The organism is Corynebacterium sp. HMSC074H12, assembly GCF_001813755.1.
Classification (GTDB): Bacteria; Actinomycetota; Actinomycetes; order Mycobacteriales; family Mycobacteriaceae; genus Corynebacterium; species Corynebacterium hiratae.
Map to the genome: position 1 here is coordinate 42,776 of NZ_KV813889.1, position 14,632 is coordinate 57,407.

A 14,632-nucleotide genomic window follows, 5' to 3' on the forward strand; every position below is an offset into this window, starting at 1 on the left:
CAGGTACCCTAGTCCGAAACATGGATAAATTACAGAGTCACTAGTGGATAAATCCAAGAGTCAGGTGTGGATAAATCCAAGAGTCTGACAGCTAGTCCAGAATCGTCTCGCGCAGGATCGACATCGGCACTGAGCCCAGAGCCAATGCCTGGGAGTGGAAATCACGTACGTCCATCCCCTGTTCGACTGCGGCGTCGCGGGTCTGCTGCCACAGGCGCTGGCCCAAGGCATAAGACGGCGCCTGGCCCGGCCAGCCCAGGTAACGGGTGACCTCGAAGGAGAGGTTGGCATCGTCCATCGCGGTGTTCTCACGCATGAAGGTCTTGACGTGGGACTTGTCCCAGACACCGGACGCGGTGCACTCCGGCAACGCCTTGCCCAAGTGGAGTCCGATGTCCACCACGACGCGGGCGGCGCGGAAGCGTTGGGCGTCGAGAAGCCCCATGCGGAAGCCCGGATCATCCATGTATCCCAGCTCCGCCATGAGTGCCTCAGCGTACAGAGCCCAGCCCTCACCGTGGCCGGAGTTCCACGTCACCGCACGGCGCCATAGGTTGAGATCCGGCTGGGTCAGCGCGGCACCAATCTGCAGATGGTGGCCCGGCGCGCCCTCGTGGTGGACGGTGGTTAGTTCCTGCCAGGTGTGGAAAAGCTCCTGGCCAGCCGGTACGGACCACCACATGCGGCCGGGGCGGGAGAAGTCATCAGACGGCGAGGTGTAGAAGATACCGCCGGTGCCGGCCGGGTCAATGCAGCACTCGATTTCTTTAACCGCCTCCGGGATGTCGAAGGCGGTGCCGTCGAGGTCCTTGATGACGCGGTCCGCGGTGGACTGCATCCACTCCACTAACGCGTCGGTGCCGTGCAGCTGGTAACGCTCCTCCTCGTTGAGTTTGCGCATAGCTGCGCGCACGGTGACGTCGGAGCCATAGAGCTCGTGGGCGATCTTTTCTTGTTCCGCCTTGATGGAGCGCACCTGGTCCATGCCCCACTCATAGGCCTCATCGAGGTCCACGACATCGCCGACGAAGAGCCTGGAGAAGCGCTCGTAGCGCTCGCGACCCACCGCGTCTTGCGATGGTGCTTGTGGTTGCAGCTCGTTTGAGAGCCAATCGGCGAACTCGCCGAAGGCTTCCTTGGCCGCGTCCACCTCTGGGCCCTCAACGCCAAGGTCCTCGAGCATGGAGCCGGCGTCGGCAAGCCGCTCGCATTGCACGAAGACATCGGAGATCTGGCGCTGCGGCGCCACCATGCCACGCGACGCCGCCTCCGTGAGGGACTCCCTGTAGCCGTTGAGGGAGGCCGCCACCTTCGACAGGCGCGAGCGCAACGCATCAAGCTGCTCCGGGGTGTCCTTCGGCATGAGCATGAGGGTGTCGCGGATGGTCTGCACCGGGGAGGCAATGTTGTTAAGGCAGCGGATGTCCTCACCGGCATGGTGTAGGTCAAGATCCAGGCAGAGACGGTCGCGCAAGACGGCGGCGGTGACGTAGTCCACCTCATCGAAGTCATCGTCATCATCAGACTCGTCGGTGGTGTCATCGAGGGCGTCGAGATCCGCCATCATCTCACGAGTGCGATCCGCCACGGAGGAGTAGTACTCCGGGGAGAAATCCTCCAGCTCCCCATCGAAGCCGGGAATTCCCCACGCGGTGGCATCGGTGGGCGTGAGCTGCGCGAGGTCGTGGACGAAGTTATCGCACGACGCGTCCAGCAGCGAAGGCTGGCGCTCTGCGTTCTGGTCAAAACTCATAAGGGCGAAGTCTAACGAAGATCCAGGGGGTTGGGCCAACCCAGCGCCGCCTTATTTACCAGGTTGTTAGCTAATTGTTGCTCCACTTACTTCCCGGGCTCGTCCATGATGCAAATTGATCCAGGACTTCAGCTGGAAACGGGCTGACCACGAGCGCGTCGAGGAAGCGTTTTTGAACGAACCCCTCCTGCACCATTGCGGAGTACATGTTTATAAACGGCTGCCAGAAACCGTTGACGTCTACTAGGCCCACCGGGCCATCAAGGTTGCCTAATTGTTGCAGGGTAAGCACCTCGGTGAGCTCCTCTAGAGTTCCCACGCCGCCCGGCAGGCACACGAAGGCATCCGCGAGTTCCTCCATACGCGTCTTGCGCTGCGCCATGGTGTCCACGACCTCGAGCTTGGTTACCCGCTGGTGTGACATCTCGTAATCGACGAGCTGCCGCGGGATTACTCCGATGACGGTGCCGCCGGCTGCCAAGCAGGAATCCGCGACGATGCCCATCAGGCCCACGTCACCGCCGCCATAGACCAGGGTGAGGTTGCGCCGCGCGAGCTCCTCCCCCAAAAGGTGTGCGGCTTGGCCATAGGCTTCAGAGTTTCCGACGGCGGAGCCGCAGTACACAGCAACAGAATCCATGAACACCACTCTAACGCAGGCACACTTCTAGACTATGATGTCTACTGAATCCCAATTTCTATTAGACAATGCGGTCTGGTGAATTTATACTTGCGCCATGATTAAATCTGGTCCCGTGTTCACTCGCCCCCGCACCCCGGCGGCGAAGTGCCTCCACATCATTCGACTCAATCCCGTTGTGACCCGCAGTGAACTTGTCGAAGCCACGGGGCTGTCCCAGCCGACGATTACCCGCGCCACCGCCGCGCTGCTGGGTGCTGGGCTGATTCGCGAGCGCACGGATTTGACTCAGTCCCGCGGGCGCGGGCGCCCCACCGTGCCCCTAGAGGTAGCGGATAATAACTGGATGCTCGCCGGCATTGCGGTTGGTACCGCCTTTACCCACATCGCCTTCTTCGATACCAAGGGGCGCACCCTCCGCGAGGAAGACGTGGCTACCCCGGTTTCGCGTTTGAGTGCAAGCGATGTCATCGAGCACATCATCGCTGGTGTCAATCGCCTGATGACCGGCCTGGATCTCCGTTTAGTTTCAGTCGGCGTGACCACGTCCGGAAGCGTCAACGAGGCCGGACGCATCACTGCCCACAACCTGGGCTGGGACGAGATGGACATCGCTAGTCGTCTGGAGTACCAGTTCGGCGTTCCGGTTGTCGTGTCTTCCGTCATCCCCGCCATCCTGGGATCCGAGACGCAGTCCGCGGAGCTGGGCGCGGAAAAGCCCGTCATGGTGCTCTACGCGGATGACTCCGTCGGTGCTGCGCTCACAGTCGGCGATGAAATTGTGCAGCTCGAAATCGACGGGGCTCACGCCCTGGCCACGCAGGCGATGCTTAATGAGACCGGCGGAGACTCGTTCCCAGACGTGGTGACGAATGCTGATGAAGAAACGCGAGCGCTTCTCGACGATCGCGCGCGCTCCCTCGGCACCACCGCCGCTGAGCTGTTGACGGAGCACACGCCCGATACTCTCGTTGTGGCCGGCGGCGCCTTCTCGGATGATCCGGCGGCCCCGAAGCTCTTTGCTTCCGCCGTGCGCCAGGCCACCGATCACCCAGTGGAGCTGCGCATGATCCCCTCGCACACCGAAATTGTTCGCGCCTGCACCCGCGCTGTGGCGCTCGATCCACTGCTGCGCGTACCGCTGGAGCTCGGCCGCGAGGCGAAAGCTGCCTAAAAAGGGATCGAATTGATGCCCGTAAAAAGGTGAGCCTTGAGCCCGAGGCGCTGCGCGCCAGTGACGAAGTCGGGCCGATCATCGAAGAAGTGCGTGTCCTTGGCCTGCGCGCCCAGGGCATCGACGGCCACGAGGTAGGCCTCCGGGTCTGGTTTAGCTACCCCGATATCGCAGCTCAGCGTCACGGCGGCGCATTCCTGAAGCCAGGTCTGCGTCTGGCGGATCCGGGTTCCCAGTACCGCCGGCACATTCGCCAGGATGCCGACGCTGTGGCCTTGACCGATGAGGTTTAGCACCGCACGAACTACCTGTGAGTCGGCAACCAGCAGGCGCTCAGTGTCCAGTTCGGTCGCGTGGCTGACGTCAAAGGAGTCCAGTTCAGTCAGCGCGCGGATGCGCCCCCAATATTGCGAATCACTCAGGTGCCCAGAATTATAAGCTGGGCGAAACTCCTCATAGAGCGACCAAAAGTGCTCCGGGTTTTCGGGACGGAGATAATCCTCCAGCTCAGCGTTCCCAGCGGGCCGCATGAGCACGCCGTAGAGGTCGAAGAGCAAAGTGGCCATGCGCCCAGTGTAGCCAGACCGCAATAGCGCCGGTCAGGGTGCCCGCCACGAAAAGCGGAAGCGACAGCGTGCCGTGGGCCCACAACGTCGAGATCGCTCCCACGAGGAACAAGCCGCCCACGCTAAACAAGGAGCGGCTCAGCGCCGTCGATGCCGCAGCCGCGCCCAACAAGAGGGCAAGTCCTGCAAACGGACCAAGCATGACGGCAAGAGCAAAGAAGAAGGTTCCCAGCGCCATGTTCGTTGCCGCCAGCCACGTGCCGCCGACCAATGCGATCACAAGGCCGGCCAGGGCACCGCAAATGAGCATCAGGCGCGTTGTAGTCATAAAAGAAATTCTCCCACCAACCGCAGGGGGCTGTGGGAGAATTCGTGCAAACTATATGGCTTCGTTACCGTTGCGCCAGCGAACCATCGATGCGCAGCAGGCCCGAGCCGTCATTGCCCACCAGCTTGAGCTGGTCAATGATCTCGGACACGGTGGACTCCTCCTCAACCTGCTCCTCGAGGAACCAGTTGATGAGGGCGCGGGAATCGAGATCCCCGGCGGCATCCGCGGTGCGGGCGATCTCCCGGATCTGCTCCGAGACCTTCTGCTCATGCGCGAGGGAGGCCTCAAAGGCATCGAGCGGGGTGGCGGCCTTGACGGAGCCGACCTGGATATCCCCCAGCTCGACGCGGTAGCCGCGGTCCAGCAGGTGCTCAGCAAATTTCTGTGCGTGCTCGCGCTCTTCCTCTGCCTGCTTGAAGAACCAATCGCGCATGCCCGGGAAGGACAGGTTGTCCATCTCGTAGGCCAGCTGGGTGTAAATCAGGGCTGCGCCGTGCTCGTTGATGACCTGCTCGTTAAGGAGGGTTTGCAGCTTCTCGTCCATGAAAGTGATTCCTTTCGTCTGTTTGGTGTTACCCACAATACAGAAAAAATTCGGGCACGCTAGCAAGGCGATCTTAAGCAAACTCGCACGTCATAAGACTTTTTCTGATAGGTTTACCTAACTCAAACCGGAAATCCTCTGGTAGCGCGCGAGGCTAACGCCATCGAGGCCGCGGAATTCCACCGCTATGCCACGGCTTGCGTACTTGTTCTCCACGGACTCGAGTACCGCGACGGTCGAGGCATCCCAAATATCGGCCTCCGAGAAATCCACGATGATTTTGTCCACCGGCAGGGTGTAATCGAAGGCGTAGACCAAGTCGTTCGAAGAGGCGAAGAAGAGCTGGCCGCGCACGGTGTAGACGTTGCCCTCCAGCTCCACCGACACCAGGTGCGCCACGCGGCGTGCAAAGGCTATCGAGGCGGTCAGGACGCCGAGGATCACACCGACCGCCAGGTTATTTGTCACCAGGGTGCCAATCACCGTCACGAGCATGACGAGGGTTTCGCTCAACGGCATGCGGTGAATCGTGCGCACCGAGTGCCAATCCACGGTGTGGAAAGACACCATGAACATGACCGCCACGAGCGCGGCCATGGGGATTTTTCCTACGGTATCGCCCAACACGAGGATGAGGATGAGGAGGAAGACGCCGGCGAGGAACGTCGACAAGCGCGTGCGCGCCTGGGATTCCTTGACGTTAATCATGGTCTGGCCGATCATTGCGCACACGCCCATGCCGCCGATGGCCGCGGCGAGCATGTTGCCGATGCCCTGGCCCACGGATTCGCGCGTCTTATCGGAGTGGGTATCCGTGAGGTCGTCGACAAGCTTGGCGGTCAGCAGGGATTCCATAAGGCCGACGAGTGCAACGCCCAATGCATAGGGAAGGCAGAGGAGAATAGTCTCCTTCGTCCAAGGTAAGTCCGGAATAACAAAACCGGGCAGGGAGGTCGGCAGCTCGCCTTGGTCCGCGACGTTGGGAACCTGCCAGCCGAAAATCACAGTGAGTGCGCTAACCACGATAATCGCGACGAGCGGGGCGGGGATCACCGTGGTAATCCGCGGCCACACCACCATGATGACGAGGCCTAGCGCGACAAGGGGGTAGACCAGCCACGGCACCTGCCACAGGTGGCTCAGCTGCGCCGTGAACATGAGGATGCCCAGGGCGTTGACAAACCCCAGCATGACGCTGCGGGGGATGAAACGCATGAGCTTGGCGACGCCCAGCACTGCCATCACTACTTGGAGAATTCCCGCCATCCAGATGGTCAGCAGCACGTACTGCAGGCCATGCTCGTGGGCAAGTGGTGCGATCACCACGGCGACAGAGCCAGCTGCAGCAGAGATCATGGCCGGGCGCCCGCCGGTGATGGCGATGGACATCGCCATGATGACGGAGGCGAAGAGCCCCACCTTGGGGTCGAGTCCGGCGAGGATGGAGAAACTTAAAACTTCCGGGATGAGGGCGAGCGCAACAGCAAGCCCGCCAAACACCTCCTTGCGGAAGCGGGCGGGCGAGCTAAAGGCCGCGCGGAAAGACCCGGCTGCGTGCTCCGACACTAGTGGCCGTCTTTGAAAGAGCCGTCGCGGGTGATGACTGGCAGGACGGACCATGCGAAGTTGATCCACTGATCGGTCTTCTTCCACGAGAAGTCCGGCTCAAAGATGGTGGTCGGCTTCGTGTAGATCACCGCGGACTTGACCTCGGACGCGGTCTGCTCGAGCAGGTTGACCACGAGGTCGAGGGTCTTGCCGGAATCCGCCACGTCATCAACGACGAGGACCTTCTTGCCCTTGAGCGAATCAGTGTCCAGCTGCGGGTTAAGGAGAATCGGCTCCGGGAGGGTCTCACCGATATCGGTGTAGAACTCCACGTTGATAGCACCCATCTCCTTGACCCCGATGGCGTAGCCAATAGCGCCGGCTGGGATCAATCCACCGCGGGCCACGCCCACGATAAGGTCGGGGAACCAACCCGAATCCACGATTTCTTGGGACAGGGAGCGACTGGCCTCACCGAAGACCTCCCACGTCAGGTTCTCGCGTTCCGGGTTCCACCACTCCGGGGTGCTCATCGTCTAGGTCTCCTTCGCCAGATTGTGCATTTCCCTCAGTCTAATCATCAACCTCAGCGAAACGGTACCTCTCCTACCGTTCGGCGCAATTTGCGGGTGCGCAGCCGCTCCGGATTTTCCGCCAAAGCCTCCACCGCGCGCACCGCGCACATCACGTGTGCCTCCTTCGAATTGGAATAAAAGGCCTGCGCTTGGGCGGGAAGCTTGGGCACGGCATGCAGAGGGAGATCGGAGACCGACAGCAGCGTGCCATAAGGGATGCGGTAGCGGTAGCCGTTGGCGGCGAGGGTGCAGGATTCCATATCTACTGCCACCGCGGTGGAGTGGCGCAGCCACTCCCACAGATCACGGGAGGTGCGCCATTCCCAGTTGCGATCATCGGTGGAGAGCACCGTGCCGGTGCGCATGAGCGAATTGTCTTTTCCATAGACCTCGTCGACGGCGGCCTCCAGCATGCGCTGGATCTCCGGGATGGCGGGAATCGGGTTGCTGGTGGTGACGGTGCCGTCGAGGATGTGGTCTTCGCGCTGATAAGCATTGCCCAGGATGAGGTCACCGATGCGCATGCGGCCATCAAGCCCTGCGCAGTGGCCGATCATGATCCAGGCCTCCGGGCGCAGGACTGCCAAGCAGTCCGTGATGGTTTTGGCATTGGAGGGGCCGACACCGATGTTGATCATCGTGATGCCATCGCCGCCGGCGGTGATGAGATCAAAACGTGGCATCTGGTAGCGGGAGGTGAGGGTGAGCTCGTCGACGTCGAGAAGCACCGCGTCATTGGGGTGGATGGTCTCCCCCGTGGGCAGCACGAGCGCGGTGTAGCGGGAGTCTTCCCGCGCCAATTCGCGCAGCCCGAACTTGACGAACTCGGTGGTGTGCATGGCGTAGTTGGTGAACAGGATGTACTTCTGCACGGTGTCCACCTCGATGCCGGTGTAGTGCTCGATGCGGGCGCAGGCAATGTCGAAGCGCTGCGCACCAAAATGGAACAGTGGTTTTTCCTTGCCGTGGAAAGCCTTCCAAGCGCCGTCCACGATTCCGTCATGCACCGCATCGAGGGTGGGCCGGGGGATGTCGCCACGGTCCTGGGGAATCTGTGTAATCCCCCGAATATATTCCGGCGGGATGCGCTCATCCGATTGACCGACGTAGAGATCGCACAGGTAGTTGTTGGTGAGCCGCGTGAGCTGCTCTGTCAGGTAATCACGAATCAGCCATGGTTTGGATATCACCGCCGAGTAGCGGCCCTCTTGGTCCACGTAACCGAAGGGCTCGGAGCGGTCGATGGGCGTCCACTGGCGTACATGCACGGTGATCTTTGGGTACACCACGTGGCGGTAGGCATCGTGGTCCCCTGAGGCCAATGCTTCACGTGCCAGCGCACAGGAACTGTCATAGAGCTCGCAGAGACGAGCAACCGCTTCGTTGACGGAGTGGACATGCTGCAGGTCGGTCATGCCCGCGAGTGTATCCATGAAAGAAGCCCGCCGCGGTGAAGCGGCGGGCCCTATCCCCATGACTAATCCGGTAACGCGTACGGTGTGGAGCTCACCGCCGTTCCGTATTAGGCAAGCCTTAGCTTAGTACGAAAGTTGGATAGGGGTCAAGAGTAAACTGAAATTTCATGACCCCACTCCCCCTCGGTGCCCGCAGACGCCCACGCGGCGTCTACGAAGACGACTGGTCCGCGCGCCCTACCGCCGAACGCCCCTGGCCGGTTGTCTTGATCCACGGAACCTGCGACAGCAAGGGGATATGGCAGGTTCTCGCAGACATGCTCCGCGCCGCTGGCTGGGCCACCTTCGCCCCTGACTACGGGACCCGCGCCACTGGCCCCCTGCAGGAATCCGCTCGGCAGCTCGACGCCTACATCAACGCCGTCCGCACCGTCACCGGCGCGGAGCAGGTGATTCTCGTGGGCCACTCCCAGGGTGGATTATTGGCTCGGTACTGGATGCGCATGCACGATAGCGCGGAGTTTGTACGGCACGTGGTGTGTATCAGCTCTCCCAATCACGGCACGACCCAGGGTGGAATCGCCAGCCCCCTCTTTCGCAGCGAGAGGCAGGAGGAGGTGGCGCGCTCGCTTATCGACGGCTGGTTTGGCCCCGCCGGCATGCAGCAGGTCACCGGCAGCGAGATTGTTGAGGCCACGAACCGCGGCAGCGAGGTCGAACCCGGGGTGAGCTATACGTGCATCGCCACGCGCGCCGACGCCATCGTGGTTCCACCAAACACCTGTTTCCTCAATGGCCCGAATGTCCACAACGTCTATATCCAGGACATCGAGCGCCTTGCGATTATTCGCCACGAGGATATGCCCATGGATAAACGGGTATGCCAGTTTGTCCTCGAGGAACTGGAGCGGCTCTAGAGCTCCAGCTCGTCGAGAACCGCATCGAAAGCCGGCCCCACCTGGGTCCGCCACAGTGTGTCCACGCGGTCATCCGCGCGCCCTGGCCCTCCATTGATGGTGGCCACGCGCTTGCCCTGTTTCTTTGCCTCCAGAACGAAGCGGAAGCCGCTCATCACCGCCAGCGACGAGCCGGCTACCAGCAGGGAGTCAGACGCGTTGACCATCGCGTAGGCGGCGTCCTTTTTAAAAGTCGGAACGGGCTCGCCGAAATAGACCACGTCTGGTTTGAGGCGCTGTGAGCCGCACCGCACGCAGCCGGGCATGACAAATTCTTCGACCGCTTCTTGGCTGAGGGCAACGTCGCCGTCAGGGTTAACGTCCTCTTTGTTGACTGCCCAGCGTTGCAGGTAAGTCGGGTTGGCTGTGGCGGCGCGGGCGTCGTAGTCCGCGCGTGGTTCTTCGTACCCGCAACTCAAGCACACCACGTGCTGCATGTCCCCGTGCAGGGCAATGAGGTTGCGCTGCCCGGCTTCCTCGTGCAGGCCGTCCACGTTCTGTGTGACGACACCCGTGAGGAGCCCGGCGCGCTCGAGTTCGACCAACGCGTAGTGCGTGCGGTTGGGGTGTGCAGCTTGCATGACCCGCCAGCCGACGAAAGCACGCGCCCAATAGCGGTGCGAGGCCTGCGGATCGTGCAGGAACTCCTGGTAGGTCATGGGGCGGTGCCGGCTGAGGGAACCGCGCGGGCCGCGGTAGTCGGGCACGCCCGATTCCGTGGATACGCCCGCGCCGGTGAGGACCATGACGTTGCCGCGGCGCAGTTGATCGGTGACGGCGTCCAGTGCTTGTTGTGGGGGAGTCGGCTCAGCGATCTCGGCGACGACCCGGGAGATGGAGCGCAACGCGGACTGGTGAGCGTGGGCAACGGCGGGATCCATGGTGCCCCAGCTTACGGGAGAGCCTCCTCGTAGAGATGATCTGAGTCGAGCTCGCCATGGCGCGAACAGCGCGCGTTCCAGCCATCCGGGCGCACCTGCACCACCATGCGGCGCCCACACAGCTGGCAATAGCGCGGGACGTCCAGGCCCGCCGCGGCCGCCGGGTGCAAGGTGAATTCCTCGCTTAGTGGTTTCCCCGTGTTGGGGTGGAACAGCGGCTCATCGCCGGCAAGGACGGCGGCGGCCAACTCCGTCGAGCTGTTCATCAGAGCGCCTTGATGGGCAGATCGATGCGGCCGAGCATGTCGACGTCCTTTTCAATCTGCTTGCCCAGAGTGGTCAGGTAGTTGCCGGCGATGATGGCGTTGATGCCGCCGAGCAGCCCCTTTTCGGTTCCGTCATCACCCAGGGAGAGCTCGCGGCCGCCCGCAAAACGGAGGGTTACAGACGGCATGGCCAGGCGGAATGCGGCCACTGCGCGCAGTGCCTCACCGAGCGGGACCAACGGGTAGTTCGCGAATGGTGTGCCCGGGCGCGGGTCGAGGAAGTTCATCGGCACCTCGCAGGGCTCGATCTGGGCCAGCTGGTAGGCGAACTCGGCGCGGTCTTCTAGTGATTCGCCCATTCCGATGATGCCGCCGGAGCAGATCTCCATGCCGACTGCACGGACGTTCTCGAGGGTCTCTTTGCGCTCCTCCCAGGTGTGGGTCGTGACGACGTTGGGGAAGAAGGACTTGGAGGTCTCCAGGTTGTGGTTGTAGCGCTGGGCGCCCATGTCCTTGAGGCGCTGGGCCTGCTCGCGGGTGAGGGTTCCCAGGGATAGGGAGATTTCGATATCAACTTCATCGAGGATGGCCGGGATGGCCTCGGCAACCTGGGACAGGAGGTTCTCGTCTGGGGCCTTAACGGCCGCCACAATGCAGAACTCCGTGGCGCCGGTCTTGGCGGTCTTCTTGGCGGCCTCCACCAGCTCCGGGATGTTGAGGCGCGCGGCACGCACGGGGGACTCGAAAAGGCCCGACTGCGAGCAGAAGTGGCAGTCCTCCGGGCAGCCGCCGGTCTTGATGGAGATGATGCCTTCCACGGAGACGTCCGGGCCGCACCACTTGAGGCGGGTTTGATGCGCGATGTCCGCAATCTCTTCCAGCTGCTCATCCGGGATCTGAAGGACCTGCAGCAGCTCTTCTTCGTTCAGGCCGATGCCCTGCTCCAGGGCCTTCTCGCGTGCGATATCTACGATGCTCATGCGGGAAACCTTACTTGAACACCGTTCAAGTTGTGGTAAATCCGCGTGTTTTGTTCGGTCCGGACTAACCTCTAGGCCATGGATTCCACGCTCTATGACGACACCCTCGCGCTACTCCAGGAGCTTATTCGCAATGCCTGCGTGAATGACCTCACGCCTGACTCCGGCAACGAGGTCCGCAACGCGGATACTCTGGAGAAGTTCTTCAACGGCACCCCGGTGGAGATTCAACGCTATGAATCGCACCCAGGCCGCGTGACCATCGTGGTGACCGTTCCGGGTGACCCGGACAAGGAGCCGCTGACGCTCATGGGCCACACGGATGTCGTGCCCGTCGACGAGCCCAAGTGGACCAAGCCGCCCTTCGACGCCGTCATCGAAGATGGCAAACTCTACGGCCGCGGCGCGGTGGACATGCTCTTTATTACGGCGACGATGGCGGCGGTGACCAGGGACGTCGCCAAGCGCGGCAATCCCGGCGGCACCCTGGCGTTCGTAGGTATGGCGGACGAGGAGGCCCGCGGCGGTTTGGGCTCCATCTGGATGGACAAGCATCACCCGGAGGCCTACTCGGTGCGCAACTGCCTCTCGGAGACCGGCGGCAGCCACCTGCCCGGCGCGCTCGTCTTCAACGTCGGTGAGAAGGGCGCGGGACAGCGCCGTCTGCACGTGCACGGCGATGCCGGCCATGGCTCGACGCCCTTCGGCAAGGACTTTGCCATCGTCAAGATTGGTGAAGTGGCTCGCCGCATCGCGGCCGCGGAGCCGCCCGTGGCGACGGATGAGGTGTGGCAGGGATTCGTCAAGACCTTCCGCTTCGATCCCGCAACGGAGGCAGCGCTTCTCGACGGCTCCGCTACCGCCGCCGACTACGAAAAGTTCGGTAATTTGTCTGCCTACGCCCACGCCTTTTCGCACACGACGATTGCCCAAACCGTCCTGCGCGCAGGTGGCGCCATCAACGTGCTGCCCTCCCACGCCTACCTGGAGATGGATATCCGCCCCTTCCCTGGCCAGACCCAGGAGGAGCTTGATGATTTCCTACGTGAAGCGCTCGGAGATATGGCCGAGGAGGTAGAAATCGAGCACCTTATTACTGAGGACGCCACACAGTCCTCCACCGATACTGAGCTGTGGCGCTGTATTGAAGAGACCGCCCACGAGTTCTTCCCAGAAAAGAAGGTGTTGCCGGTACTGGCGACGGGTGGTTCCGACCTGCGCGTGGCTCGTCGCCGCGGCGGCAACGCCTACGGTTTTGCACTGCACGCCGAGGATCGAGACATGGCCAGCGCGAACTCGCAGCTGCACAGCCACGACGAACACCTGTACTTGGAGGACTTGGATTTGACCGTGAAGGCGTATTCTTCGCTGGTCGATCGTTTCCTGAGCCGCTAACGCAAACGTGTAAAAGCTGTGGCACAATGTGGCGCATGAGAAAAAAGCTTGTCCTGTGCTCCGTTGCTGCCGCCATCGGCCTGTCCGCCCCTACCGCCTCCGCCGACATGGTGGATGACTACCTGGCTAAGGTCCCGGCCGGCCAAATCTCCTGCGAGCAGGCCACCAAGTACTACACCAACCCGTCCGACTACAACAGCAAGAAGTCCCAGGCGCTCGCTGCCGCTAACTTCCACCCGCGCGGCGGCGAGATCCGCGACGCAGTCGCCCGCGCCGACGAGGCCATCGCGCGCTGCGGCCTGAATGGCGGCGGTGGCAACGCTGCTAACAATGGTGGTGCCCCAGCCAACAACACTGCACCAGCTAACAACACCGCGCCTACCAACAACGGTGGTACCCCAGCCAATAACGGCAATAAGGCCCCGACAAACAACGCTTTTCCGACGATTCCAGTGACCTTCGGAACCTTCACCATCTACGTCCCGGATATCGTGGCGTACCTCAAGACCCTCGTCGAGGGCACCCCGCTGGCCCAGCTTTTGCCGTAGAAGGCTAGCGGAAATACGTCCCCGCGTGCAGCGCGCAGCCAGTATTGAAGGCATGCCCGCACGCGGGGCATTTATATGCGGAGTACTCGGCAAACGTCATTGTTCGGCCACACGCCCCGCACATGACGCAGAGCTCGTCCTTCGACATGGGCCCGAAGTCATGATCTGTTAGCTCCGCATGACACAGCGAACACGCGAACCATCCGCCGCAGGTGTGGCACTTGTTCGCAACGACGTCGACTAGCGTGTGCCAGTGGCGGCACCGGCCCTCCGCGTCAATCGCTCCGTGGATCATGGCCACGACTCTAACAGCCGCGCCATCGCCCGGTGGGCCGGCGTGATGTCCATGCGCAGGCGGCTCTCCAGCAATTCCGCAGGGAAATCAGCGGGGAGAAGCTGTGCGGGGAAGGGCGGGGTGCGGCGCAGCGCCGCGAAGGCGGCGGCGTGGCGGCGCGTAGTTTCGACGACGATGCCAACGTCATCGGTGGGCAAAGGGGGGACGTCGCCCAGCGCGCTAATACGAGCAGCACTATCCTCAAGGTCCCACGCGGTGGCAATAACGTCGCGAGCAGTGTCCTCATCCACGGACCAGGTGCCGATAAAGGTTTTCTGCGCCCACTCCCCCGGCGCGTGGGCGCCCACCAGGACTCCGGGCCGCAGCTGCCGGAAACCGCTGGCATGGGCGGCGCGCAGGAAGGCATCTTTCTCCGCACGGCGATCCTCGCCGATATCGAAGATCACCGTGTGAAACGCCCCCTCCCACTGGAAGTCGCGCGGCGAACCTAGGTGACGAAACTCCGCAAGGTAGTCCCCCACCATGGAATACATGGAACAACGCCCCACTCGGCGCGAGGATAGGTCGCCCGCGCGCACCATACGGGATAGATACGTGCGCGCACCGGCCGGCGACAGACCCAGCCCAGTGAGGATCGGTGTCAGCACAGGCCCGGGGAGCTCCTCGCGGCGGGCCAACCCACAGAGGTATCCAAAAGTTCCTGGTCCAACGTCAGCCATGCCCCAACCCTAGGGTTTTTATGTGTCAGAAACAAACCGATTCGTA

General features: G+C 62.2%; 17 protein-coding genes. 4 read left to right on the plus strand and 13 right to left on the minus strand.

The features are described 5' to 3' along the window. Positions 1–91 precede the first annotated feature (91 nt). Together HMPREF2932_RS03150 and HMPREF2932_RS03155 are read right to left on the minus strand one after the other, a co-directional pair. Complete coding sequence (locus HMPREF2932_RS03150) at positions 92–1,753, minus strand: DUF885 domain-containing protein (protein WP_070510676.1); 1,662 nt, start codon at positions 1,751–1,753, stop codon at positions 92–94. Positions 1,754–1,823: 70 nt separating this feature from the next. Continuing rightward, positions 1,824–2,393: an LOG family protein gene (locus tag HMPREF2932_RS03155; RefSeq protein ID WP_049156802.1), complete on the minus strand. Its 570-nt coding sequence runs from the start codon at positions 2,391–2,393 to the stop codon at positions 1,824–1,826. A 97-nt stretch (positions 2,394–2,490) separates the two neighbouring features. Here HMPREF2932_RS03155 and HMPREF2932_RS03160 point away from each other — a divergent pair, with 97 nt between their 5' ends. Further along, positions 2,491–3,567 (plus strand): ROK family protein, encoded by a 1,077-nt coding sequence (locus HMPREF2932_RS03160; protein ID WP_071409592.1) that lies wholly within the window; start codon positions 2,491–2,493, stop codon positions 3,565–3,567. Here HMPREF2932_RS03160 and HMPREF2932_RS03165 read toward each other — a convergent pair. From HMPREF2932_RS03165 to amn, 6 genes are all read right to left on the minus strand, one after another. After that, positions 3,564–4,133: an HAD-IA family hydrolase gene (locus HMPREF2932_RS03165; RefSeq protein WP_049156695.1), complete on the minus strand. Its 570-nt coding sequence runs from the start codon at positions 4,131–4,133 to the stop codon at positions 3,564–3,566. The genes HMPREF2932_RS03160 and HMPREF2932_RS03165 overlap by 4 nt on opposite strands. Then, positions 4,075–4,461, minus strand: coding sequence for a hypothetical protein (locus tag HMPREF2932_RS03170; protein ID WP_046648617.1), 387 nt, complete (start codon positions 4,459–4,461; stop codon positions 4,075–4,077). Before HMPREF2932_RS03170 ends, HMPREF2932_RS03165 begins: the two co-directional genes overlap by 59 nt. Positions 4,462–4,525: 64 nt before the next feature. Then, a complete protein-coding gene (locus HMPREF2932_RS03175; protein ID WP_046648618.1) occupies positions 4,526–5,008 on the minus strand; it encodes a ferritin in 483 nt (160 codons plus the stop codon). A gap of 117 nt (positions 5,009–5,125) precedes the next feature. After that, positions 5,126–6,574: a SulP family inorganic anion transporter gene (locus HMPREF2932_RS03180; RefSeq protein ID WP_049156692.1), complete on the minus strand. Its 1,449-nt coding sequence runs from the start codon at positions 6,572–6,574 to the stop codon at positions 5,126–5,128. Next, complete coding sequence (locus HMPREF2932_RS03185) at positions 6,574–7,089, minus strand: phosphoribosyltransferase (protein ID WP_049156689.1); 516 nt, start codon at positions 7,087–7,089, stop codon at positions 6,574–6,576. Before HMPREF2932_RS03185 ends, HMPREF2932_RS03180 begins: the two co-directional genes overlap by 1 nt. Before the next feature lie 53 nt (positions 7,090–7,142). Next, the gene (gene amn / locus HMPREF2932_RS03190; RefSeq protein WP_049156686.1) at positions 7,143–8,546 is read right to left on the minus strand and encodes an AMP nucleosidase; all 1,404 of its coding nucleotides are present in this window, start codon (positions 8,544–8,546) and stop codon (positions 7,143–7,145) included. Between the two features lie 167 nt (positions 8,547–8,713). Here amn and HMPREF2932_RS03195 point away from each other — a divergent pair, with 167 nt between their 5' ends. Continuing rightward, positions 8,714–9,463 (plus strand): esterase/lipase family protein, encoded by a 750-nt coding sequence (locus tag HMPREF2932_RS03195; RefSeq protein ID WP_049156683.1) that lies wholly within the window; start codon positions 8,714–8,716, stop codon positions 9,461–9,463. On the opposite strand, the gene HMPREF2932_RS03200 is transcribed toward HMPREF2932_RS03195, so the two are convergent. The 3 genes from HMPREF2932_RS03200 to bioB are packed head-to-tail and all read right to left on the minus strand — an operon-like array spanning position 9,460 to position 11,629. Continuing rightward, complete coding sequence (locus HMPREF2932_RS03200; protein WP_049156682.1) at positions 9,460–10,383, minus strand: Sir2 family NAD-dependent protein deacetylase; 924 nt, start codon at positions 10,381–10,383, stop codon at positions 9,460–9,462. The two genes, HMPREF2932_RS03195 and HMPREF2932_RS03200, sit on opposite strands and share 4 nt — an antisense overlap. A gap of 11 nt (positions 10,384–10,394) precedes the next feature. Continuing rightward, positions 10,395–10,649: a biotin synthase auxiliary protein BsaP gene (locus HMPREF2932_RS03205; protein WP_046648628.1), complete on the minus strand. Its 255-nt coding sequence runs from the start codon at positions 10,647–10,649 to the stop codon at positions 10,395–10,397. Continuing rightward, on the minus strand, positions 10,649–11,629 hold the full coding sequence (gene bioB / locus HMPREF2932_RS03210) for a biotin synthase BioB (protein ID WP_046648630.1): 981 nt from the start codon (positions 11,627–11,629) through the stop codon (positions 10,649–10,651). The genes HMPREF2932_RS03205 and bioB overlap by 1 nt, the downstream gene beginning before the upstream one ends. A 78-nt stretch (positions 11,630–11,707) precedes the next feature. Here bioB and HMPREF2932_RS03215 point away from each other — a divergent pair, with 78 nt between their 5' ends. Together HMPREF2932_RS03215 and HMPREF2932_RS03220 are read left to right on the plus strand one after the other, a co-directional pair. After that, on the plus strand, positions 11,708–13,024 hold the full coding sequence (locus HMPREF2932_RS03215) for a M20/M25/M40 family metallo-hydrolase (RefSeq protein WP_071409593.1): 1,317 nt from the start codon (positions 11,708–11,710) through the stop codon (positions 13,022–13,024). Positions 13,025–13,059: 35 nt separating this feature from the next. Then, the gene (locus tag HMPREF2932_RS03220) at positions 13,060–13,572 is read left to right on the plus strand and encodes a hypothetical protein (RefSeq protein ID WP_369816116.1); all 513 of its coding nucleotides are present in this window, start codon (positions 13,060–13,062) and stop codon (positions 13,570–13,572) included. Between the two features lie 4 nt (positions 13,573–13,576). Here the strand turns inward: HMPREF2932_RS03220 and HMPREF2932_RS13015 are convergent, their stop codons facing one another. Both HMPREF2932_RS13015 and HMPREF2932_RS03225 read right to left on the minus strand, forming a co-directional pair. After that, the gene (locus tag HMPREF2932_RS13015; RefSeq protein WP_084738954.1) at positions 13,577–13,867 is read right to left on the minus strand and encodes a CHY zinc finger protein; all 291 of its coding nucleotides are present in this window, start codon (positions 13,865–13,867) and stop codon (positions 13,577–13,579) included. Further along, on the minus strand, positions 13,864–14,586 hold the full coding sequence (locus HMPREF2932_RS03225) for a hypothetical protein (protein WP_084738956.1): 723 nt from the start codon (positions 14,584–14,586) through the stop codon (positions 13,864–13,866). The genes HMPREF2932_RS13015 and HMPREF2932_RS03225 overlap by 4 nt, the downstream gene beginning before the upstream one ends. Positions 14,587–14,632 lie beyond the last annotated feature (46 nt).